The organism is Aestuariivivens sediminis, from assembly GCF_022662105.1.
In the GTDB taxonomy this organism is placed as follows: Bacteria; Bacteroidota; Bacteroidia; order Flavobacteriales; family Flavobacteriaceae; genus Aestuariivivens; species Aestuariivivens sediminis.
The window spans coordinates 152,936-174,525 of sequence record NZ_JAKMCP010000004.1; the positions used below are offsets into that span (position 1 = coordinate 152,936).

Consider the following 21,590-nt stretch of genomic DNA (forward strand, 5'->3'; position numbering starts at 1 on the left):
GGTGAGTTATAAAAAAAGCAGATATTCGAGTTTAATCAAACCCTTAACGGGATTGGTGGATTTTTGCATTCTCATTGCCAGTGTATTTCTTTTTGAAATCAATTTAACCTCCCCTTATGTATTCATTACTTATTTAGCCATTGGATGGTTCATAATTGCAATAAAAAACAATTTTTACGAAATTCAACGGCATACGCGAATCATCCAGGTCATTCCCTTATTATTTCGTCAGTTTTTGGTTTTTGGGATTATCCTGTATGCCTATATCGGGGTTTTTAGGCAGCCAAACATAAGTCGCTTGGCCTTGGCCAAATACCTCATACTGGTCTTTGTATTGATTTTTACCTTCAAAATGGTTGTGTTTTTATTAATGCGAAAATATAGAGCTGTACTGAAAGGAAATTCGAGAAACGTTATTGTAATAGGGAATAATGAAAAAACCCGGCAACTCATAAAGACCATTAGAACGCGATTGGATTATGGGTATAACTTCAAACACCAGTTTACTATTGAGGACAATACGTCTTTAAAGGAATGCTTTAATTATGTTATTGAAAATAATATAGATGAAATTTATTTTTCGGTGGCCGAATTGTCGAATAAGCAAATAAATAGCTTAGTAGATTTTGCCGATAATAACCTCAGGGAATTAAAGTTCATCCCCGATAATAAGGACATATTTTCCAAGCGATTGAAATATGAATATTACGATTATATTCCGGTATTGTCCATTAGGGCCATTCCATTACAAGAGCCTATCAACAAGTTTTTAAAACGCCTGTTTGACATTGGGTTCTCCCTATTCATTATCCTTTTCATTTTATCCTGGTTAACTCCAATTTTAGCGATAATCATTAAATTGGAATCTAAAGGCCCTGTATTCTTTAAACAATCCAGAAACGGATTTAATTATGAGGAATTTGATTGTTATAAGTTTAGATCCATGACGCCTAATGAAGACGCGCATCTGTACCAGGCCACGCGAGGGGATCAACGCGTCACTAAAGTTGGCGGGTTTATCCGAAAAACGAGTATTGATGAATTGCCTCAGTTTTTTAATGTGTTGTTTGGGGAGATGTCTGTGGTGGGACCTCGGCCCCATATGGTGAGTCATACCGATATGTATGCCCAGCGCATTGACAAGTTTATGGTGAGACACTTTGTGAAACCGGGTATTACCGGGTTGGCCCAGGTGAGTGGCTTTCGGGGTGAGATTGAAAAGGAAAAAGACATCATCAATCGCGTGAAATACGATATCTTCTATATCGAAAACTGGTCCTTGCTGTTAGATCTGAAAATTATTTTTCAAACTTTTACCAATGCCATTAAAGGCGAGGATAAGGCCTACTAAAGTGCTGTGAGCAGTCCTTGTAATTGTTGGGTAAAATCAAAATGGTCCAACGCCCGACCCTGCAGAGTCCTTTTATGGCGTATATCGAGTTCGGCAGGGTCTATATTGGCAATGACCCGGTTCAAATGGGCATAGTCTCCTGCTTTGGCCACCCAACCCAATTTATGGCGATGCACCAGGGTCTCCCCTTCACCCCCGCCAAAATAGAGCACAGGTAACCCCAGACGCGCATATTCAAAGAGTTTGGAGGGTACCGAACCGTAAATCCTATGGCGTAATGGGATGATCCCCAAGTCATAGCTCCCGAGGACCTTATGCAATTCAACGCGCGTAAGCTCACCGTGATAGACAAGATCCTTATCCGGGTGGTTTTCAATAAAGGATATTATCCTGGCCTGCTCACTGCCGGCCCCGTAAATGTGAAATTCAATTTTGGTATAATCCAATGCCTGGCACAGGGTATAAATCCCCTGGGCCACACCCAGAAGTCCGGCATAAACCAGTTTTATTTTGGCGTTGTCCATGGGGCGGACCACGGGCTTAGGGGGCTGGAAATCCGGAAAATTCCGATACAGGATCGTGGCCTTCTCCGGAAAAATGGAATGGATATGGCTCAGGATTTCCTGACTTTGCCCCAATATGAGATCCGCCTGCTTGTAGTTATAGCGTTCCAGAGTTTTTAAAAGGCGATACGATAGACCTTTTTTAAACGCGCCTAGTTCCAGGCCGGCCAGCGGCCACAGATCGCTTACATTCAGGATGAGCCTTCGCTTTTTTGACCTTAAAAACACTACCGAGGTAAAGGCCACCACTAAGGGGGGCGACTGGATAATAACGGTGTCGGGGAGGCGATGCCAAAGAACATACCAGATCAAACTGATACTGTAAGACAGCATGGACCCTAATCGCAATAGCGTGTTTTTGGAATTACTGGCATACAACCATAACCGATGGACCAGGAGACCCTCTTCCCAGGAGGTATTACGGTATCGGCCCTGATACGCCTTAAACACCTTTCCATTGGGGTAATTGGGTAAAGGGGTGAGGACCGAAACCTTAAACCCCCGGTTGTGCAAACCTCTGGCCAATTGGAAAATGCGGTTGGAAGCGGCGCCTATTTCCGGGGGGAAATAGTGGGTTATGATGAGGAGTTCTTTCATGATGACTTAAATAGGGCTATGAGATGATCAACGATTCTTGTTGCGGTTTGGCCATCCCACAATTCAGGGATGACGCCTTCTTGCCATTGGCCCGAATATAACCGGTTGAAGGCGGTTTCCATGAGTTTTGGATCATTACCTACCAGGATATTGGTTCCCATGGCGCAGGTTTCCGGGCGTTCCGTAGTATCCCTTAAAGTTATGCAGGGCACATGCATCACCGTGGCTTCCTCGGTAATGCCTCCCGAATCGGTGATAACGGCCAAGGCATGTTTAACCAAATAGTTGAACTCCAAATACCCCAGGGGCGCTATGAGATGGAGGTTGTCATAAGACACCTGCAAACCCCCTAAAAGGGTTTGGGTTCTGGGGTGTACCGGGAAAATAAGGGGAAGGCCCTGACTGTGGGATACGATTCGAGCGATCAATTGGTCGAGCTCCTGCGGATGATCCACATTATGCGGTCGGTGAAGGGTTAACACGAAATACTGTTTTGCCGATAGCCCCAAAGCTTCCCACAAGGGTGGCCTTTTAAACCGAGGGGCATGCTTCATTAGGGTGTCAATCATAACATTGCCCACAAAAAAGATCTTGGATTCGGGGACACCCAGACGTTTTAAATGAGCATTGGCATAAGTGGACGTGGTAAAGAAATAATCGGTGATGCTGTCGGTTACCATACGATTGATTTCTTCAGGCATGTTCAGGTCTCCGGAACGGATACCGGCTTCAACATGGGCCACCTGTATATGGGCTTTTTTGGCGACAATGGCACAGGCCATGGTAGAGGTCACATCGCCAACCACGATCACCAGATCACACGGGTTTTGGTGTAATTCTCTTTCAAAACCAATCATTATGGCTGCGGTCTGTTCGGCCTGAGTACCACTGCCCACCTCCAAATTCAGATCCGGAGTGGGAATGTTCAGCTCTTCAAAAAATCGGGCACTCAAGTTCGTATCATAATGTTGTCCGGTATGTATCAACCTGTAATTTATGGCCATACCCCGGGCCTTTTGCCGTGTAATGGCCTCAATAATAGGGGCCACTTTTATAAAATTCGGTCTGGCACCGGCAACAAGGGTGATGTTCATGGGTTTGTATTTAAATAGGATCTAAACTGTTTTAATTTACCACTTTTTAATCGAACCAATTGATCCTGTCGTTCAAAATTGATCCGGAGCCCTTTCTCAAGATAGGTTTCCATTTCGGCAGTTATCCTGGTTCTGTCGTTTTTGGAAAGTGCTTCCGAACTCACATAAATGATCTTGAACGTATCCGGTGTCAGTTGTTCGACAACAAATTCTTTGACGGTACAGTCCTTGTCAATAATGCGTTTGGTGATGTAGTAAAAGGTTAAACCGGCCGCTTTTTTGCCACTGGGGAGCACGGCAATATCGTTAGTCCGTCCCGTCAGTTTTTCAAGGATAGGGATTTTGAGGGTACTTTGCCGGGAAAGGATGCCTTCATCGCCAATATCGTACCTGATGAAAGGCTGCGCCTTGTTATAGAGTGCGGTTATAACCAATCGGCCCGCTTCCCCGTAAGGGACCATCTGGTCGTGTTCATCCAGAATTTCAACATATAGGGTCTCACTGGTTACCTGCCACTGGCCTTCAGGGTTTTCAAACGCAATCAAATCCAGTTCGGATGCCCCGTACTCATTAATCACCGGGACCCCAAACTGCTTTTCCATAAGGGTGCGGTCTTCTTTGAAGAGCATTTCGGAAGTTGGGATGCACACCTTTAAGGGGGGGCATTCCGTTTTAAGTACGATGTTCTTTTGCTGTAAATATTTTGCAAACAGGACCATGGGACTCGTATAACCATTGATGTAATCCGGTTGTTTGTTCCGGAAAACCCTTAACCAATCTTCAAAGGCCGCATCCCTTAAATCGAAAACATTAAACCGGGTTCTGTGGCTCATCATATCTTTGAATTTTTCTTTAAAATACCCCTGGGCATCCAGGGGAATGCCATAGAGGCGGGCCTGTCTGGAGGCATTAAAATCAATATCATACCAACCAAACCGGTCCTGGATGACCGCCCAGGTCATGGCATGACAAAATTTGTCTTTTGAAAAGGTAAAGGGATGTCCAGAAGCCCCTGAAGTTTTATCGATATAGACCTTGTGTTTCGAGAAACCATCAGACCAAAGGGTGTCCGGGGGGTGTTGTAAATCCGATTTGGTCATCACAGGAACCGTATCCCAAGCCAAGGGATTGGCATTTTTGGCAAAGGATTTATAAAAGGCATTACGGGTTAAGTGAAAGGCTACAATATCCTGTTTTTTGGCTTCAACATAGGCCTTGAAATCGGATTCATTCTTATTTTGAATGTTTTTCAGCACCTGCCTTGCTTTTCCTATTGGATAGCCATTGAGTTTTAAAGCAAGGTTGAACAGGTTCAACATGACAAAAATTTTTGTAAAGTAAACAAAAAATAGTCGTGAAATGCTAGTATTAATTTTATTTTTGCACCCAAGGAAAACGTAAATAATACGATAAAAACAGCAATCTGTAATTCGTGTTGGTCATGGATCGTCCCGCTACAGGGCAGGGCATCAGTGCTTATGATCAACAGGAGGTTTAACACCTGTTACTATGAACATCTTAATTTTAGGATCCGGCGGAAGAGAACACACCTTTGCATGGAAAATAGCCCAAAGTCCAAAGTGCAAAAAGGTATTTGTTGCCCCCGGGAATTCGGGCACCGCACAAATAGCAACGAATGTCCCTATTGGGGTTAATGATTTTGAAGCCATTAAAACGCTGGTTTTGGATAAAGCCATTGATATGGTAGTAGTGGGACCGGAAGATCCCCTGGTGAATGGAATACACGATTATTTTTTAAAGGAGGAGGCCCTCAAGGACGTCAAGGTTATTGGGCCACGACAAGAAGCGGCCTTATTGGAAGGCAGCAAGGAATTCGCCAAGGAATTTTTATACAGGCACCATATTCCAACGGCAGCTTATGAGAGCTTTACCAAAGATACCGTTGCACAAGGCTACGCTTTTTTAGAAACCTTAAATCCGCCTTACGTATTAAAAGCGGACGGATTGGCTGCAGGCAAGGGCGTTGTTATTGTGAAAGATCTAAATCAGGCCAAAGCCGAATTAAAAACCATGCTCGTCGATGCCAAATTTGGAGAAGCCAGCACCAAAGTTGTCATTGAAGAATTTTTGGATGGTATCGAACTGAGCTGTTTCGTACTGACCGATGGGCAGAGCTATAAAATTTTACCTACGGCCAAGGACTACAAGCGCATTGGCGAGGGGGATACAGGCTTGAATACCGGTGGCATGGGAGCCATCTCTCCGGTCCCTTTTGCTACGGATTCCTTTTTGAACAAAATTGAAGAACGCATCGTAAAACCTACTATTGAAGGCTTAAAAAAGGATAATTTACCCTATGTCGGGTTTGTTTTTATAGGACTCATCAAAGTAGGGGACGACCCAAAGGTCATTGAGTACAATGTGCGTATGGGGGATCCTGAGACTGAAGTGGTGTTTCCGAGACTCAAGAACGATTTGGTCGATATTCTTTTGGCTATGGCCAACGGAACCCTGGATAAGATTCAACTGGAAATCGATGAACGAGCGGCAACCACCGTCATGGTGGTGTCCGGAGGCTATCCGGAAGCCTATGAAAAAGGCAAGGTGATAACCGGTGTGGAGACGATACAGGATTCTATTCCCTTTCATGCCGGGGCACAACTAAACCATGGAAAAATAGTAACCTCCGGAGGGCGGGTTATGGCCATTACCTCCTATGGGAACACCTACCGGGAGGCCATAAAAAAATCTTACCAAAGTATAGAGAAATTACATTTTGATAAGATGTACTATCGTAAGGATATTGGTTTCGATTTATAGGAATGAATGGGAAGACACACTTTTATCTTCCTCATTATTATCATTGAACATTTTAAGTTGATTTAACCAATACAGCATAGCCGCAAATCCAGTTATTAGAAACAGCCAGGATACCGTATTTGCCGCAAACCAATTTTCAAGTTCCAAAGCTCTCAAAGCATCATAGGGTGCAAAAAGGACATTTACGAACAAATCTTCAATGGCGTAAAAGAAATCTTTCATCTTGAAATTTTATTATTTTCCAACCGGTTATAGTTAGTATATTTACAAGGCAAAAATACAAAAACCGTTAATGATAACAAGCATTTTTAGCAAATCTAAACCAATTAATTTCATTCTGGTATTTTTTATTACGGCCATAGCTTTTGTCATGGCTGCCCTAAAGCTTGTAAAAGAACCCTTTACCATTGCCCTGCTCTTAAAACAACTCGTTTTATTTTTTGTATGCTATAGTTCCATTTTATTGCTCAATTTTATGGTTAGTAAAAACGGATTAACCAAAAACAACAATTATGAAATATTGCTTTATAGCTTATTTCTTTTGGCCCTGCTGGAGACCACACAGGACACCAATATTGTAATCGCCAATTTTTTTGTGCTGCTTGGCCTAAGGCGTATTTTGAGTATTCGCACCCAGTTAAAACTGAATAAAAAACTGTTTGATGCGGCATTTTGGATTGCCATAGCCTCATTGTTCTATTTTTGGGCCATTCTGTTTTTTGTGCTCATTATATTGGCCTTAGTGCTGTATACCGATAACAAGTTAAATCATTGGCTTATCCCGTTTTCGGGGGTTTTGACCGTATTTATTTTTACGGTTTGCTATTCTATTATTTGTTTTGGGAATTATTTTGAAGCCTTTATAAATACCCCCTCCATAAGCTACGCGTTCGACCATTATAATTTGCCCGAGCTGTGGGTGGCCATAACCCTGTTGTTTTCCTTTGGTATTTGGTCTACCCTATTTTATATCAAGAGCATTAAAATGAAAAAAAAGGCCTTAAGGCCCTCCTTTCATCTCATTCTAATCACTTTTTTAATAAGTTTCCTTATCGTTGTTTTAGCTCCGAAAAAAAACAGTGCCGAATTTTTGTTCATGTTTGCCCCCCTGGCGATTATCATGACCAATTATATAGAAGTTATTGAGGAAAAATGGTTCAAGGAACTATTTCTGATGGTCTTTTTCGTCGTTCCCTTTTTGCTGTTACTGTTGTAATTTTTCTCCAAAAATCAGATCACCGGCATCTCCTAAGCCCGGCACGATATATCCCTTGGCATTTAAGGTTTCATCAATGGTAGCAATCCATAAATGCGTGTCCTTGGGGAAGGTGTCATTAATATAATTCACACCGTCCCGAGCTCCTATCACACAGACCAAATGAATGGTTTTGGGCGAGCCATAGCGCTTAAGCGCGTCAAAAGTGGCCTGAAGTGATTTTCCGGTAGCGAGCATGGGATCTGCCAGCACCAGTGTTTTACCTTCAATGGAAGGAGACGCCAAATATTCCACTTTAATGGTAAAGTCGTCGGAGTCCTTTTTATGATGCCTGTAGGCCGAAATAAAAGCACTATCGGCCATATCAAAACAATTTAAAAGCCCCTGATGTAATGGAATACCCGCCCTTAAAACCGAGCACAAGACCAAATCGTTATCAGGGATAGATATTTGTGAAGTCCCCAGGGGGGTTTTAAAGGTGGAGGAGGTATAGTTTAACACTTTACTCAGTTCATATCCTAAGATCCCGCCAATGCGTTCAATATTCATTCTGAAGCGCATGCGGTCCGATTGAATATCCAGGGCCCTGATTTCAGAAATATAGGTGTTTAAAATCGAGTTTTCTTGAGAGAGGTTATGGATATGCATGGCTTAAAAAGGAATTATGACAGGTAAATGTAATTAATTATAGGATAGGTGTCTCCTGACAACCTCAAATTTTGTACTGTAAAGATTCAAAACAGAGGGGTCTTTCAGTAATCCTATAAATAAGGCGGCTCATCTTTTCATTTGGCTGTTGTGAATTTTTAAATGAAAAAATTCATGTACTTTTGCCCTACAAAATAATAATAGACCATGTTTACCAATAAAGCGAACAGGATTTTTCAAGAGGTTATTGAAAAATACCATATTTTAAACACTGTTGATCAACCCTTTGAAAATGCCTATCCCAAGGATGCGTTAATTGAACATTTGTTATACAGAAAATGTTGGATCGATACCGTCCAATGGCATTTCGAGGATATTATTCGGGACCCGAAAATAGATCCTGTAGCCGCCTTAAAATTAAAGCGCCAGATCGATGCCTCCAATCAGGACAGAACGGATATGGTGGAATATATCGACAGCTATTTTTTAGAGAAATATAAGGACGTTACCTCTAAGGCAAATGCCACCATAAATACGGAAAGTCCGGCCTGGGGTATAGACCGGTTGTCCATATTAGCTTTGAAGATCTACCATATGAACGAAGAAGCCACACGTGAAGATGCTTCTGCAGAACATCGGGCGGCCTGTCAGAAAAAATTGAGTGTGTTGCTGGAACAGCGGGTAGACCTTTCAACGGCCATAGACACCCTTTTAAAGGATATCGAGAATGGGGATAAGTACATGAAAGTATACAAACAGATGAAGATGTATAACGATGACGAACTGAACCCGGTTTTGCGTTCTCAGAAATAAGGGCGTTTTGCCGTGCTCAAGCCCATCCCGAATACAGGGGGGAGGGAGGAGCATCTGGAATGGATGAGGCTTCGACTTGCTTAGCAAGAGGCTTTCAAAGAACCAGGGTGGTCGTTTCAATCCATGTGCCACAGGACCTAATTAGTATCGATTACCGATGTCTCAAAAAACAAAACATATTCTTGTTATTCGTCTGTCGGCCATGGGTGATGTGGCTATGACCGTTCCTGTTTTGCGTGCCTTAACCACCCAATATCCCGAACTTAACATAACGGTATTGACCAAAGCATTGTTCACCCCGTTTTTCAGAAACATGAATAACCTCACTGTTTTTCCTGCAGACCTGAAAGGAAAGCATAAGGGCCTCTTCGGATTGTACCTATTGGCACAACAGCTTAATAAAGCGAATCGGTTTCATGCAGTAGCCGATTTGCACAATGTGTTAAGAAGCCAAATTTTAAAACCCTTCTTAAAGTGTAGACGTTTTGTTACCATCAATAAGGGACGACGCGAAAAAAGAGCCTTAGTGAAAGGGGAGGTTTTTAAACCGCTGGCCACCACCCACCAGCGTTATGCCGATGTTTTTAAAGCCCTGGGGTGCCCGGTGGACTTATCACATCCTAACTTTCCTCCCAAAGCGGAATTAAGCGATCAGATCCTAGGGGTCATTGGTGAGGGGCCACAAAAACGAATTGGCATTGCACCATTTGCCGCCCATAAGGGGAAACAGTATCCATTGGAATCCATGGAAGTGGTGATTGATGCCCTTGCTAAAGAGTACAAGATCCTTCTATTCGGAGGTGGAAAGGAAGAAATTGCCGCGCTGAACAGGATGGAGTCCAGGCACCAAAATGTGGTGTCTGTAGCCGGTAAACTCACCCTGGAGGAGGAGATGGATGTCATTTCTAATCTGGAACTTATGGTGTCGATGGACTCCGGGAACGGCCATATTGCGGCCATGTTAGGCATAAAAACCTTGACGGTTTGGGGCGTTACCCATCCGTATGCCGGGTTTGCACCATTTCATCAGCCCGAGCATCATGCCTTACTTCCGGATAGAGACCAATATCCCCGAATCCCGACATCGGTTTACGGAAATACCTATCCCGAAGGATACGAACTGGCCGCCGGAAGCATTCCACCGGAAACGATCGTTAAGAAAATCAGATCCGTGATTTAGACGGTCCATGGCTAGGGAGTGCTAATTATAATACAGATGGTTTAAGCTCATGTTTGGCGCTTAGACATCATCGTAATCCACAACAATGGTAGGGGTGGTGGGTTGTGCCTGACAGGTTAGTATCAAGCCTTCTGCAACTTCACTTTCATTCAGGATGTTGTTCTGCCTCATGGTGGCCTCGCCCGCTTTAATTCGGGCCAAACAGCTGCTGCAAATACCACCCTGACAAGAATAGGGGGCATCTAAATCCTCATCCAGCGCAGCCTCGAGAATGGTTTGACTGGGGGACATTTCGAAGGTCGTCTCTTCATCGTCGACAATAACCGTAATTTGAGTTTTCCCGGAAGACGCCTCCTCCTGAGTTTCAATCTCATCCGATTTTGCAGCCTTGAACAATTCAAAATGAATACGGTTGCTGTCAATGCCGTGTCCCGTCAACACATCTTTAACGGCATGAATCATCAATTCAGGACCACAGAGGTAATAGGCATCCACCTCAATGTGCTTATGCTTGTTTTTCATGACATAATTTACCGTGCTTTTTTCTATGCGCCCAAAAATGGAGTCCTCGTGATCCTGTTGGCTAAATACAAATTGGATGGCAAAGCGATTTTTGTAAGCATGCTGAAGCGCTAAAAGCTCATTTAAAAACATGGTATCCTCGGTGGTCTTGTTCCCATAGACCAAAATAACCTTACTGTAAACTTCCTCTTCCAAGGCACATTTTATAATACTTAAAATGGGTGTAATGCCACTACCGGCAGCAAAGGCGGCAATATTTTTGGTTTTGGAATCGTTCGGTTCGAACGTAAATCGTCCTTTTGGGGGCGCGACCTCCAGGGTGTCTCCCACTTTTAATTCCCTGTTGGCATAGGCCGAAAATGTACCATCTTTAACCTCTTTAACCGCTACCTTAAGCTCACCACTCTTCGGAGAAACACATAAGGAATAATCACGCCGTACCTCTTTACCGTCGATGGTCGCTTTAAGTGTGATGTACTGTCCCGCTTTAAAAGTAAACACCTCCTTGAGGTTTTGCGGAACATTAAAAGCAATGCTCACGGATTTATGGGTTTCTCTTTGTATGGATTTAATGGAAAGCGTATAAAATGATGACATCCGAATTTTTTTTGACAAAAGTACAGGAATTTTTTCATTAGAAAATGTATAGCCCTTAAATAATGACCCCCTTAAGGCTGTCTTGATTATGGCATGAAACCTTCCTGGAGGCTTGCATTCTTACGAATCAATCCTGCTGAAAAGAGGAGTTCAATGCCTCTGTGGTCCAAGATGGAAGTTGTTCGCGCCATCCATTCCTGAAGCTAATAGCCTGTCCGGGCCAGGCGGGGAATTAGTAATGCCTTTTCTGTCAATGCAGCCGTATAAGGGGCTTTAACGTGAAGGCGGCAAATTGGGGTTAGGGCTAAAAGGCTTTTAAATGTTTAGGTTAATCAAAAAAGATGCTTATTTTTACCTACCTGTATACTATATGCAGGAGATTACAGTTAACTATAATACGAAATAATCAAGGTATTGAAAGCATTTTTCATCGGTATACTCACACTAGTGGTCTCTATGATTGTTCTGGGGAGTTGTTCAAGAAAGAAGGACAACTTTATTAGTAAAAACTACCACGCGGTCACCACTGAATTTAACACCCTTTATAATGGGCATTTAGCTTTGGACCAGGGGCGGAATAGCCTTAATGAGAGTTATCAGGACAACTACTGGGAGATCCTCCCCATTGAGCGTATGGAAGTGGTAGATGAGGTGATGCTTCCCGGGCAATCTAAAAGTGAGAATTTTTCCAGAGCCGAAGAAAAGGCGGTGAAGGCCATTCAGAAGCACAGTATGAACATCGATGGAAAGGAAAAAAATCCGCAAATGGATGAAGCCTATCTGCTTCTCGGAAAGGCGCGGTATTTCGATCAGCGTTTTGTTCCGGCCATTGAGGCGTTCAATTATATCTTATACAAATATCCGGCCAGCGATAAAATCAATCAGGCCAAAATTTGGAGGGAAAAAACCAATTTACGCTTAGAGAATGACGAGTTGGCCCTAAAAAATCTAAAACGCCTGTTAAGACAGGAAGATCTGGAAGGTCAGGATTTGGCTGATGCGACCGCGACCATGGCTCAGGCTTATTTTAACCTAAAGATTCTGGACAGTGCCATAATACATCTGGAGACGGCTTCGATGGCTACAAAAAGCAATGACGAACGCGGGCGTTATCGCTTTATCCAAGGGCAACTCTACAATACCTTGGGATATAAGGACAGTGCCAATATTGCCTTCGACCGGGTCATTGAGCTCCATAGAAAAACGCCCAGAATCTATATGATTAGCGCGTTCATTGAAAAAATTAAAAATTTTGATTATTCCAGCGGCGATAAAGTCGCACTAAGAGAATTGCTTACGGAATTGGAGGAAAACAGAGAAAACAGACCCTATCTGGATAAAATATATCATCAAATAGCGGTATATCATGCTACCAATGGATCGGATTCCTTAGCCAAGGCGTATTACAATAAATCGTTGCGGACCAATTCATCAGATCAGGTTTTAAAGGCTAAAAATTATCAAATTCTGGGAGACATGAGTTTTGATGCCTCCAGGTATGTTGAAGCCGGTCAGTATTACGACAGCACCATGTTTAATCTGGTCGTTGATTCCAAACCCTACCGCATTATTAAAAAGAAAAGAGATAATTTAGACGATGTGATATATTACGAAGCGGTGGCTCAGGTCAATGACAGTCTGTTGCTGTTAATCCATATGCCTGAAGCTGAACGATTGGCGTTTTTTGAGGCCTTTACGGATAGCCTCGAACAAAAGGCAAAAAAAGACAAAGAACGTCGTGAGGCGGCTGAACGTAATAAAGCGGGTATTATTACGGTTAATAATAATCTTCCCGGGCAACGCACAAATACCGGCATAAGTGGTTTACCGGGACAGGGAACAACCTTTTACTTTTACAACCCTACCACGGTAGCTTATGGCAAAAACGAATTTGCTAAAATTTGGGGCAATAGAACCCTTGAGGATAATTGGCGTTGGTCGAGTCAATCGGGGGCTAAAAATACCGGAACCCTATCGACGGATCAACTGCTGGCCTCGGCCAACGAAGAAGAGCGTTATGACCCCCAATTCTATATCTCCAAAATTCCTGCTGAAGAAAAGGACATAGACAGTATATGGAAAGAACGAAATTATGCATATTACCAATTGGGGCTTATTTATAAGGAAAAATTCAAGGAATTTGAACTGGCAAAACATAAATTTCAGGAGCTTTTGAAAAGCAACCCGGAGGAGCGATTCATATTACCTTCTAAATACAATTTGTATAAGCTCTATGAACTTTTAGGGGCACAGAGTGAAGCCGAAATTGCTAAGAACGATATTATTACCCAGTATCCGGATTCGCGATATGCGACGATTTTAACCCATCCGGAGCTGGCGAGTTTTGCAGATGATAACAGTCCGGAAAGTTTATACGAGAACCTGTATAAGCGCTACCAAAATCAAGAATATGAATCTGTGATAACCCAATGTGAAGATTACATAAACGCCTTTGATGGGGACCCCATTGTTTCTAAATTGGAATTATTAAAAGCGTCTGCGACAGGACGTTTATACGGATATGAAGCCTATAAGGAAGCCATTAATTATGTAGCCGTAACCTATGCCAATACCCCTGAGGGGATTAAGGCCCAGGAGATACAGTCCAATGTGATCCCCCAGATATCGGGAACCGATTTTATCGAAACCAATGACAGTATTTCCAACCATTATAAGGTGGTTTTCCAATTTAATAAGGCCGATAAAGAAACCATACAAGGCTTTAAACAAGAACTGGATACCGTACTTCATACCATAAAGTACTACGATTTAAAATCCTCCGTAGATGTGTATAATCCCACAACAACATTGGTGTTGGTCCATGGGTTAAAGAACAGGCAAGTCGCACAAACATTCGATCAATTATTGAGTAAAGAGGACAAGCGAAAACTATCGAAACCCTATTTTATTATTTCATCGGATAATTACCAAATTGTCCAAATCCATAAAAATTTAAACAGCTACCTAAATATAAATAATAACTAAGTTAATAGTATTATGTTTTCTGATAACAAAAAAGATAAAAACATGGCAGAAGGAACATCCAATCAAAACATTATTGCCCAGGGAACCAAGATTGTCGGGGATTTAAATAGTGAAGGCGATTTACGAATAGATGGCTTTATTGAAGGTAATATTAAAACTACGGGCAAAGTAGTAGTAGGAAAAAACGGAACCATAAAAGGAACCCTGCAAGGCACTGATGCCCATTTTGAGGGTAAGTTTGATGGCAAACTGGCCCTTTCCGGAACCTTAACCCTTAAGGCCTCTGCATACATTCAAGGTGAAGTTGTTGTGGGCAAATTGGCTGTAGAGCCTGGTGCTACGTTTAATGTAACCTGTATGATGAAGGGCGCCGTAAAAGAGATGAATAATGGCAAATCGCAACGAACACAAGAATCAGGATCCGAAAAAACAGCTTAAAAATGTTGCCCAGCTATCTGGCATTGCCATTCAAATGGGTGTTACCATTTATGTCTTTGTGCTTTTGGGAAAATGGCTGGACACCAAATATAACGATGGCGATAAGCTGTTCGTCATCATCATGACCCTACTGGGTGTCGGGATTTCGCTGTACGTTGTTCTTCAGCAGGTTAACAGAATCAATAAGTAATGCAGCATCCGTTTTATAGCTTCGTTATAAAAACGACTCTTCTTCTGGCTATCGTCTTTGGCATCCATTTGGCACTTTTAAATTATTTGGGCTATCCGCTATTTGCAGACAGAATTGTCCTGTCCTACAGCGTTAATCTCCTTTTGGTCATTGGTGTTTTTGGATTTCTTTATGTCCTTAGAAAAAAATACAAAAGTCAGCTTGGGTTTTTGTTTTTGGCGGGAAGTGTGTTAAAATTTGCAGTCTTTTTTATCCTATTTTATCCCTTTTATAAACAAGATCAGGTCATTTCGGAACTGGAATTTGCCTCATTTTTTGTGCCCTATCTGGTCGGCCTGGTTTTAGAGACCTTCAGTCTGGGGAAATGGCTGAATAGAATAGATGAGGAATAGGATCCTTATTGATTTTAATTCCATTGATAATTAGATTTCTAACTTCAAAAAATAATTTGCTTTAGCGGTACTTTTCATTAAACATCCTATGAGATTTTGAGATAAGAAATAAAAGAAAAAATTGTTTTTGTTTTTGAGATAAAAAACTACCTTTGCAGCGATTTTTAAGCCACTATTAGAGAAAGTGATATGCACAGAAAAATAGCTTTAAAACCAATAGCCTTAGTATTGTTTTTACTATCCATGGTTTCTTACGGAAAAGATCAACACGGTCATGAGGAACCAAATACCGGAAAAACCACTGAAGCTGAGGTCAAGGAATATATCCAGCACCACTTAAAAGATTCTTACGATTTTAATTTATTTTCATATAAAACCGATGCGGGCGAAGAAAAGCACATCGGGTTTCCCCTGCCTGTAATCCTTTGGGATAATGGGCTTAAGGTGTTTTCATCTTCAAGATTCCATCATGGAGAAGCGGTGGCTGAGGTGGATGGCAACTTTTATAAATTGCATCACTCCAAAATTTACAGGGTTGAATCTCCCGAAGGCGAAATTATTGAAGACGAGCATCAGCATCCCATAAATGAAAGACCGCTGGATTTTTCGATCACGAAAAATGTGGTTATGATTTTTATGATGTTTGCACTGATGTTATTTATGTTTAGAAGAATGGCCATGGGCTATAAACTAAATGGAAGAATGCCCAGGGGCATGGGACGTTTTCTTGAGCCTATTGTATTGTATATTCGCGATGAGATTGCAATTCCCAATATTGGTGAAAAGCACTATAAGAGATATATGAGTTATTTACTGACCGTATTTTTCTTTGTGTGGATTGTAAATTTGTTTGGGTTAACCCCCATAGGTATGAACCTGACCAATAATATTGCAGTTACCTTATGTTTGGCGCTTATTACCTATGTAATAACCACCTTTTCCGGAAACAAAAACTATTGGAAGCATATTTTTTGGATGCCGGGCGTACCCGTTCCAATGAAGATAATTTTGGCGCCCATTGAATTACTGGGAACTTTCATTAAGCCATTTGCCTTAATGATTCGTCTCTATGCCAACATTACGGCGGGTCACGTCGTACTGATGAGCATTATAGGAATGGTATTTTTGTTAGAAAATTGGTTAGGCAGTTCGCTATCGTTTTTGTTGGCCTTTGTACTGGCCATATTGGAGTTGTTGGTAGCGGCGTTACAGGCCTATATTTTTACAGTGCTTTCAGCCCTGTATTTTGGCATGGCCGTTGAAGAACACGACCATCATTAAATTGAATGTTTAATTTTTAATTATATATATTTTATGGAGATTCCAGCTATCGTAGGTGCAGGTTTAGTAGTTATAGGAGCAGGTATTGGTATTGGTAGAATCGGTGGTTCTGCTATGGAAGCAATCGCTCGTCAACCTGAAGCTACAGGAAAAATTCAAACCGCTATGCTTATTGCAGCAGCGTTAATTGAAGGTATTGGATTTGCTGCGTTATTCGCAGTTTAAATGTAAATAAATAACAGCTATAACGGTTGGTTATAGCTGTTATTTTTAAAATTAAGCGTTGTTTAGAAATATAAAGTATTATGGAAAAATTATTTGAACACTTTTCGTTAGGGTTGTTTGTATGGCAGGCTGTATTATTTATTGCTTTGGTATTACTGCTTAAGAAGTTTGCCTGGAAACCGATATTGGATTCAGTGAATAGTAGAGAGGAAGGGATAAAAGAGGCCCTGGATGCGGCTGAAAATGCGAAACTGGAGATGGAAAATCTTCAGGCAGATAACCAAAAGTTGTTAAAAGAGGCGAGAGCGGAGCGTGAAGCTATGTTGAAGGACGCTCGGGACATGAAGAACAAGATGATTGAAGATGCTAAGGAAGAGGCTAAAGAAGCTTCTGCCAAATTGATCGCTCAGGCCCAGGCCACTATTGAAACCGAAAAGAAAGCGGCTATTGCCGATTTAAAAGCACAGGTGGCCAGCTTATCTATAGAGATTGCAGAAAAGGTGGTTCGTGACGAATTATCCAACAAGGACAAGCAGGTTAAATTGGTAGAATCCATGTTGGGTGAAGCAACCTTGAATTAAATGGAATACGGTCGTTGAGGTGAAAGGCAAGGTTTGTCGGGCCCCCCTCTTAAACGATTGGAATATAACGTAAAATTAAACGCACCCATTTGCGGGTAAAACTATGGCAGGAAGCAGAGCAGCAATACGTTACGCAAAAGCAGTTTTGGCATTGGCAACAGAACAAAAGAAAGCCGATGTGGTCAATGGCGATATGAAATTGATTGCGAATACGCTAAGCCAAAGTGCCGAACTTAGCGATTTATTAAAAAATCCGGTGGCTAAGTCCGAAACCAAAAAGGCAGCCCTATTAGCTGTTTTTCCAAAGCTTAACTCCATTACCACAGGATTGTTCGAGGTATTAATTTCGAATAAAAGAATGGAAATTCTGGGTAACATAGCCCAAAAATACAGTGCATTGTATGACCAGTTAATGGGTAAGGAAATTGCCAGGGTGACCACAGCCTTTCCTATGACCAGTGATTTAGAGATAAAAGTATTGGCGAAAATTAAAGAATTAACAAATAAGGCAGTAGCGTTAGAAAATATAGTAGATGAAAGCATTTTAGGAGGGTTTATTTTAAGAATAGGAGACCAACAATACGATGCCAGTGTTTCTAACAAGCTTAACAAATTAAAAAGAGAATTTACATTAAATTAAAATAAGATGGCAGAAGTAAAACCAGCTGAAGTATCAGCAATCTTAAAACAACAACTTGCGGGATTTGAGGCATCGGCTTCGTTAAATGAAGTAGGGACAGTACTTACTGTAGGTGATGGTATTGTGCGTGCATATGGATTATCCAATGCGCAATACGGGGAGTTAGTAGAGTTTGAAGGCGGCCTGGAAGGGATTGTACTTAACCTTGAAGAAGACAACGTTGGGATTGTATTATTAGGACATTCAAAAGATATTAAGGAAGGCTCTACCGTAAAACGTACGAATAAAATTGCCTCTATAAATGTCGGCGAAGGTATAGTAGGTCGCGTGGTTGATACCTTAGGGACCCCCATTGACGGGAAAGGACCCATAGCTGGCGATACCTATCAAATGCCCTTAGAGCGTAAGGCCCCGGGGGTAATTTTCCGTGAGCCCGTAACCGAGCCCTTACAAACAGGAATTAAATCTATCGATGCGATGATACCTGTAGGCCGTGGCCAGCGTGAGTTGGTTATTGGGGACCGTCAAACTGGTAAGACTACCGTTTGTATCGATACCATCCTGAACCAAAAGGAATTTTATGATGCCGGTAAACCGGTATATTGTATTTATGTTGCCGTAGGTCAAAAGGCATCGACCGTAGCCAACATTGCTAAAATCTTAGAGGATAGAGGGGCTTTAGCTTACACGACTATTGTCGCGGCCAATGCATCAGACCCGGCACCCATGCAGGTTTATGCGCCTATGGCCGGTGCTGCTATTGGAGAGTATTTTAGAGACACAGGACGTCCGGCATTGATTATCTATGACGATTTGTCCAAACAAGCGGTGGCCTATCGTGAGGTATCGTTATTATTACGTCGCCCTCCGGGACGTGAGGCGTACCCTGGAGATGTATTTTACTTACACTCACGTTTGTTGGAGCGTTCGGCTAAAGTGATCAATGATGATGCCATTGCGAAGAACATGAACGATCTTCCCGATTCCTTAAAACCAATGGTTAAAGGAGGAGGGTCATTAACCGCTTTACCTATTATTGAAACACAGGCGGGAGACGTATCGGCCTATATTCCGACCAACGTGATATCGATTACGGACGGACAGATATTCTTGGATGGCGATTTATTCAACTCTGGAGTACGTCCGGCAATTAATGTGGGTATTTCCGTATCCCGTGTTGGGGGTAATGCCCAGATTAAATCCATGAAAAAAGTGGCAGGGACCTTAAAACTGGATCAAGCACAATACCGTGAATTGGAAGCTTTTGCCAAGTTCGGTTCGGATTTGGATGCCTCTACACTCAATGTAATTGAGAAAGGTAAGCGTAACGTGGAAATCTTAAAGCAGGCACAAAATGATCCGTATAAGGTCGAAGATCAAATTGCAATTATTTATGCGGGGTCGAAGAACTTATTAAGAAATGTTCCTGTTGAAAAAATAAAGGAATTTGAAAGAGATTTTATTGAGTTTTTAAATGCCAAGCATAGAGATGTTTTGGACACCCTTAAAGCAGGAAAACTGACAGATGAGGTTACGGATACGTTAACCAGTGTTTGTAAAGATTTAGCAGGGAAATATTAATTCTGAATTAAGAATTCAGGATTATGGGTTATAAAGCGAGTGGAAATGCAATTGTCGATAAAAGCTTTTATTTTGCTTGCGATATTGTAACTTATGCTGAAGAACTCAAAGAAAAACGTTTTTTTGAAATAGCAAATCAGTTACTAAAATCAGGTACAAGTATAGGTGCCAATGTGAGAGAATCACAACGAGGTGTTAGTACAAAAGATTTTAAAAATAAATTGGGAATTGCTCTTAAAGAAGCTGATGAAACATCCTTTTGGTTGGACGTCATTGAAGAAACGAATATATATGAAGTTCCTTCTAAATTAAGAGAAGAATGTGAGGTTTTGATTAAGCTTTTAGTTTCAATTATTAGGAACTCATAATTCGTAATTCATAATTCATAATTTGAAAAATGGCAAATCTAAAAGAAATACGCAACAGAATATCATCGGTGTCTTCAACGATGCAGATCACCAGTGCCATGAAAATGGTATCGGCTGCCAAGTTAAAGAAGGCGCAGGATGCTATTACAGCAATGCGTCCGTATGCAGATAAGCTCACCGAACTTTTGCAAAATTTAAGCGCTACACTCGATGCGGATTCGGGAAGCAAATTTTCAACACAACGTGAGGTAAACAACGTTTTAATTGTTGCGATAACCTCTAACAGAGGTCTGGCTGGGGCATTTAATTCCAATATCATTAAAGAAGTTAACAAAATGACTTCACAAACCTATGCCGGTAAGAAGGTATCCTATTTGGTCATTGGAAAGAAAGCCAACGATGCCTTCAAGAAAACGAATAAGGTTATTGCCAACAAAAGTGAAGTTTTTGATGATTTGACCTTTGATAATGTGGCCGACATTGCGCAACTGCTCATGGATAAATTTGTTGCCGGGGAATTTGATAAAATTGATATGGTGTATAACAAATTCAAAAATGCGGCAACGCAAATTGTAATGACCGAACAGTTTTTACCCATTGTACCGGTGGAAGGGACTGCCACTGCGAAGGCCGATTACATTTTTGAACCCGGAAAAGCAGAGATTGTGGAACAGTTAATCCCCAAGTCCTTAAAAACCCAATTATACAAGGGGGTACGAGATTCTTTTGCAAGCGAGCACGGGGCCCGTATGACCGCCATGCACAAAGCCACTGATAATGCCAAAGAATTGAAAGATCAACTCACCCTATCTTATAACAAAGCAAGACAGGCCGCAATTACCAACGAAATCCTGGAAATTGTTGGTGGAGCAGAAGCATTGAACAATTAGGCTCAAGGGGACCTCAATGTAGTCAAGGCCCATTTGAATCCATAGATTTTAAACCTCACGGATCCTAAATACAACTGCAGGATGGTGAGGTTTTTGTATTGGAATACTATTTGATTCACTATTTTTATAACAACATAAGGAATGATGAAAATAGTAAGACCGTTTTTGTTTTTTGGTGCCTTGTTATTTGTGGCAGTCCACATGTCCCAGTGTGCCTCTTCGCCTAAATTGCAAGACAGCATCGCTTTGGACCTTGGTGAGCCGTATTACCAGAGCTGGATTGCAGGGGTAAAGGGAGGGGGCTCTGGATTCGATGTATATATTCCAATTAAGAACAATCCGAATCACATAATACTCGACAGTGTGTACTTTAGGGACCGAGGCACTAAATTGGAAGAAATCCAGCCGGGTCTCTTCAGGGGAAGGTTGGATTCAAGCTTAAACAAGTCAGATATCATTATGAGCAACGCCCCTTATGCCGAATACGGGAATACACTGCCAAAACACCCAAAACCCCTTCCGTTTGAATTAAAAGACAACGAATGCATTTTAGGGTATAGAGAACATCACAGGAAAAAATACTTTAAAATTTCCGGGGTTATAAAAAAAGAGCCCTTATATTATCCCGGCACTCCACCAAAGAAGCCATAACATATC

General features: G+C 41.8%; 23 protein-coding genes. 17 read left to right on the forward strand and 6 right to left on the reverse strand.

Translation table 11 applies throughout. From position 1 onward, the window contains the following. The first annotated feature begins 1 nt into the window (after position 1). Entirely contained in the window at positions 2-1,351 is a 1,350-nt protein-coding gene (locus MR054_RS12215) for an undecaprenyl-phosphate glucose phosphotransferase (RefSeq protein WP_242158113.1), read from the forward strand. On the opposite strand, the gene MR054_RS12220 is transcribed toward MR054_RS12215, so the two are convergent. From MR054_RS12220 to MR054_RS12230, 3 genes are read right to left on the reverse strand one after another with little or no spacing between them, the layout of a single operon-like run. Then, complete coding sequence (locus tag MR054_RS12220; RefSeq protein ID WP_242158114.1) at positions 1,348-2,511, reverse strand: glycosyltransferase family 4 protein; 1,164 nt, start codon at positions 2,509-2,511, stop codon at positions 1,348-1,350. The two genes, MR054_RS12215 and MR054_RS12220, sit on opposite strands and share 4 nt — an antisense overlap. Then, positions 2,508-3,605, reverse strand: coding sequence for a non-hydrolyzing UDP-N-acetylglucosamine 2-epimerase (wecB, locus tag MR054_RS12225; RefSeq protein WP_242158115.1), 1,098 nt, complete (start codon positions 3,603-3,605; stop codon positions 2,508-2,510). Before wecB ends, MR054_RS12220 begins: the two co-directional genes overlap by 4 nt. Beyond that, positions 3,602-4,924, reverse strand: a complete 1,323-nt coding sequence (locus MR054_RS12230; RefSeq protein ID WP_242158116.1) for a phenylacetate--CoA ligase family protein — start codon at positions 4,922-4,924, stop codon at positions 3,602-3,604. The genes wecB and MR054_RS12230 overlap by 4 nt, the downstream gene beginning before the upstream one ends. A gap of 190 nt (positions 4,925-5,114) precedes the next feature. Between MR054_RS12230 and purD the strand changes: the two genes are divergently transcribed. Next, the gene (gene purD, locus MR054_RS12235) at positions 5,115-6,386 is read left to right on the forward strand and encodes a phosphoribosylamine--glycine ligase (protein WP_242158117.1); all 1,272 of its coding nucleotides are present in this window, start codon (positions 5,115-5,117) and stop codon (positions 6,384-6,386) included. On the opposite strand, the gene MR054_RS12240 is transcribed toward purD, so the two are convergent. Then, the gene (locus MR054_RS12240) at positions 6,381-6,608 is read right to left on the reverse strand and encodes a DUF6341 family protein (protein ID WP_242083712.1); all 228 of its coding nucleotides are present in this window, start codon (positions 6,606-6,608) and stop codon (positions 6,381-6,383) included. The genes purD and MR054_RS12240 overlap by 6 nt on opposite strands. A gap of 70 nt (positions 6,609-6,678) precedes the next feature. Here MR054_RS12240 and MR054_RS12245 point away from each other — a divergent pair, with 70 nt between their 5' ends. Further along, on the forward strand, positions 6,679-7,602 hold the full coding sequence (locus tag MR054_RS12245; RefSeq protein WP_242158118.1) for a DUF6427 family protein: 924 nt from the start codon (positions 6,679-6,681) through the stop codon (positions 7,600-7,602). Here MR054_RS12245 and upp read toward each other — a convergent pair. Beyond that, positions 7,591-8,250, reverse strand: coding sequence for a uracil phosphoribosyltransferase (gene upp, locus MR054_RS12250; RefSeq protein WP_242158119.1), 660 nt, complete (start codon positions 8,248-8,250; stop codon positions 7,591-7,593). The genes MR054_RS12245 and upp overlap by 12 nt on opposite strands. 207 nt (positions 8,251-8,457) lie before the next feature. On the opposite strand from upp, the gene MR054_RS12255 reads away from it, so the two are divergent. Both MR054_RS12255 and MR054_RS12260 read left to right on the forward strand, forming a co-directional pair. Then, a complete protein-coding gene (locus MR054_RS12255; protein ID WP_242158120.1) occupies positions 8,458-9,063 on the forward strand; it encodes a DUF4254 domain-containing protein in 606 nt (201 codons plus the stop codon). 157 nt (positions 9,064-9,220) lie between these two features. Next, a complete protein-coding gene (locus MR054_RS12260) occupies positions 9,221-10,243 on the forward strand; it encodes a glycosyltransferase family 9 protein (protein WP_242158121.1) in 1,023 nt (340 codons plus the stop codon). 60 nt (positions 10,244-10,303) lie between these two features. On the opposite strand, the gene MR054_RS12265 is transcribed toward MR054_RS12260, so the two are convergent. Beyond that, positions 10,304-11,362 carry a ferredoxin--NADP reductase gene (locus MR054_RS12265; protein ID WP_242083717.1) on the reverse strand — a complete coding sequence of 353 codons (1,059 nt, stop codon included), beginning with the start codon at positions 11,360-11,362 and terminating at the stop codon, positions 10,304-10,306. A gap of 414 nt (positions 11,363-11,776) precedes the next feature. Here MR054_RS12265 and porW point away from each other — a divergent pair, with 414 nt between their 5' ends. The 12 genes from porW to MR054_RS12325 all read left to right on the forward strand — a co-directional run bounded on the left by porW (position 11,777) and on the right by MR054_RS12325 (position 21,584). Continuing rightward, on the forward strand, positions 11,777-14,347 hold the full coding sequence (gene porW / locus MR054_RS12270; protein ID WP_338081523.1) for a type IX secretion system periplasmic lipoprotein PorW/SprE: 2,571 nt from the start codon (positions 11,777-11,779) through the stop codon (positions 14,345-14,347). Between the two features lie 12 nt (positions 14,348-14,359). Then, the gene (locus MR054_RS12275; RefSeq protein WP_242083718.1) at positions 14,360-14,785 is read left to right on the forward strand and encodes a bactofilin family protein; all 426 of its coding nucleotides are present in this window, start codon (positions 14,360-14,362) and stop codon (positions 14,783-14,785) included. Further along, positions 14,736-14,975: an AtpZ/AtpI family protein gene (locus tag MR054_RS12280; protein ID WP_242158123.1), complete on the forward strand. Its 240-nt coding sequence runs from the start codon at positions 14,736-14,738 to the stop codon at positions 14,973-14,975. The genes MR054_RS12275 and MR054_RS12280 overlap by 50 nt, the downstream gene beginning before the upstream one ends. Continuing rightward, on the forward strand, positions 14,975-15,367 hold the full coding sequence (locus MR054_RS12285; protein WP_242158125.1) for a hypothetical protein: 393 nt from the start codon (positions 14,975-14,977) through the stop codon (positions 15,365-15,367). The genes MR054_RS12280 and MR054_RS12285 overlap by 1 nt, the downstream gene beginning before the upstream one ends. Before the next feature lie 189 nt (positions 15,368-15,556). Then, positions 15,557-16,648: a F0F1 ATP synthase subunit A gene (gene atpB, locus MR054_RS12290; protein ID WP_242158126.1), complete on the forward strand. Its 1,092-nt coding sequence runs from the start codon at positions 15,557-15,559 to the stop codon at positions 16,646-16,648. Positions 16,649-16,681: 33 nt separating this feature from the next. Beyond that, positions 16,682-16,873, forward strand: coding sequence for an ATP synthase F0 subunit C (atpE, locus tag MR054_RS12295; protein ID WP_102756010.1), 192 nt, complete (start codon positions 16,682-16,684; stop codon positions 16,871-16,873). An 80-nt stretch (positions 16,874-16,953) separates the two neighbouring features. Then, positions 16,954-17,454, forward strand: coding sequence for a F0F1 ATP synthase subunit B (locus tag MR054_RS12300; RefSeq protein ID WP_242083723.1), 501 nt, complete (start codon positions 16,954-16,956; stop codon positions 17,452-17,454). A gap of 103 nt (positions 17,455-17,557) precedes the next feature. Further along, positions 17,558-18,094 carry an ATP synthase F1 subunit delta gene (gene atpH, locus MR054_RS12305; RefSeq protein ID WP_242158127.1) on the forward strand — a complete coding sequence of 179 codons (537 nt, stop codon included), beginning with the start codon at positions 17,558-17,560 and terminating at the stop codon, positions 18,092-18,094. Positions 18,095-18,100: 6 nt separating this feature from the next. Continuing rightward, positions 18,101-19,675, forward strand: a complete 1,575-nt coding sequence (gene atpA, locus MR054_RS12310; protein WP_242158128.1) for a F0F1 ATP synthase subunit alpha — start codon at positions 18,101-18,103, stop codon at positions 19,673-19,675. A gap of 23 nt (positions 19,676-19,698) precedes the next feature. Beyond that, positions 19,699-20,043, forward strand: a complete 345-nt coding sequence (locus MR054_RS12315; RefSeq protein WP_242158129.1) for a four helix bundle protein — start codon at positions 19,699-19,701, stop codon at positions 20,041-20,043. Positions 20,044-20,072: 29 nt separating this feature from the next. After that, the gene (gene atpG, locus MR054_RS12320; protein ID WP_242158130.1) at positions 20,073-20,933 is read left to right on the forward strand and encodes an ATP synthase F1 subunit gamma; all 861 of its coding nucleotides are present in this window, start codon (positions 20,073-20,075) and stop codon (positions 20,931-20,933) included. Between the two features lie 141 nt (positions 20,934-21,074). Beyond that, the gene (locus MR054_RS12325; protein ID WP_242158131.1) at positions 21,075-21,584 is read left to right on the forward strand and encodes a hypothetical protein; all 510 of its coding nucleotides are present in this window, start codon (positions 21,075-21,077) and stop codon (positions 21,582-21,584) included. Positions 21,585-21,590: the final 6 nt, after the last annotated feature.

Bases quoted from the DNA above. Each gene is read 5' to 3' on its own strand.
- atpG (WP_242158130.1), top strand. From the start codon at position 20,073: ATGGCAAATCTAAAAGAAATACGCAACAGAATATCATCGGTGTCTTCA.
- MR054_RS12255 (WP_242158120.1), top strand. From the start codon at position 8,458: ATGTTTACCAATAAAGCGAACAGGATTTTTCAAGAGGTTATTGAAAAA.
- atpE (WP_102756010.1), top strand. From the start codon at position 16,682: ATGGAGATTCCAGCTATCGTAGGTGCAGGTTTAGTAGTTATAGGAGCA.
- atpH (WP_242158127.1), top strand. From the start codon at position 17,558: ATGGCAGGAAGCAGAGCAGCAATACGTTACGCAAAAGCAGTTTTGGCA.
- MR054_RS12240 (WP_242083712.1), bottom strand. From the start codon at position 6,608: ATGAAAGATTTCTTTTACGCCATTGAAGATTTGTTCGTAAATGTCCTT.
- MR054_RS12265 (WP_242083717.1), bottom strand. From the start codon at position 11,362: ATGTCATCATTTTATACGCTTTCCATTAAATCCATACAAAGAGAAACC.
- wecB (WP_242158115.1), bottom strand. From the start codon at position 3,605: ATGAACATCACCCTTGTTGCCGGTGCCAGACCGAATTTTATAAAAGTG.
- MR054_RS12285 (WP_242158125.1), top strand. From the start codon at position 14,975: ATGCAGCATCCGTTTTATAGCTTCGTTATAAAAACGACTCTTCTTCTG.
- purD (WP_242158117.1), top strand. From the start codon at position 5,115: ATGAACATCTTAATTTTAGGATCCGGCGGAAGAGAACACACCTTTGCA.
- atpB (WP_242158126.1), top strand. From the start codon at position 15,557: ATGCACAGAAAAATAGCTTTAAAACCAATAGCCTTAGTATTGTTTTTA.
- MR054_RS12325 (WP_242158131.1), top strand. From the start codon at position 21,075: ATGATGAAAATAGTAAGACCGTTTTTGTTTTTTGGTGCCTTGTTATTT.
- MR054_RS12300 (WP_242083723.1), top strand. From the start codon at position 16,954: ATGGAAAAATTATTTGAACACTTTTCGTTAGGGTTGTTTGTATGGCAG.
- MR054_RS12220 (WP_242158114.1), bottom strand. From the start codon at position 2,511: ATGAAAGAACTCCTCATCATAACCCACTATTTCCCCCCGGAAATAGGC.
- MR054_RS12280 (WP_242158123.1), top strand. From the start codon at position 14,736: ATGGCAAATCGCAACGAACACAAGAATCAGGATCCGAAAAAACAGCTT.
- MR054_RS12260 (WP_242158121.1), top strand. From the start codon at position 9,221: ATGTCTCAAAAAACAAAACATATTCTTGTTATTCGTCTGTCGGCCATG.
- atpA (WP_242158128.1), top strand. From the start codon at position 18,101: ATGGCAGAAGTAAAACCAGCTGAAGTATCAGCAATCTTAAAACAACAA.
- MR054_RS12245 (WP_242158118.1), top strand. From the start codon at position 6,679: ATGATAACAAGCATTTTTAGCAAATCTAAACCAATTAATTTCATTCTG.
- MR054_RS12230 (WP_242158116.1), bottom strand. From the start codon at position 4,924: ATGTTGAACCTGTTCAACCTTGCTTTAAAACTCAATGGCTATCCAATA.
- upp (WP_242158119.1), bottom strand. From the start codon at position 8,250: ATGCATATCCATAACCTCTCTCAAGAAAACTCGATTTTAAACACCTAT.
- MR054_RS12275 (WP_242083718.1), top strand. From the start codon at position 14,360: ATGTTTTCTGATAACAAAAAAGATAAAAACATGGCAGAAGGAACATCC.
- MR054_RS12315 (WP_242158129.1), top strand. From the start codon at position 19,699: ATGGGTTATAAAGCGAGTGGAAATGCAATTGTCGATAAAAGCTTTTAT.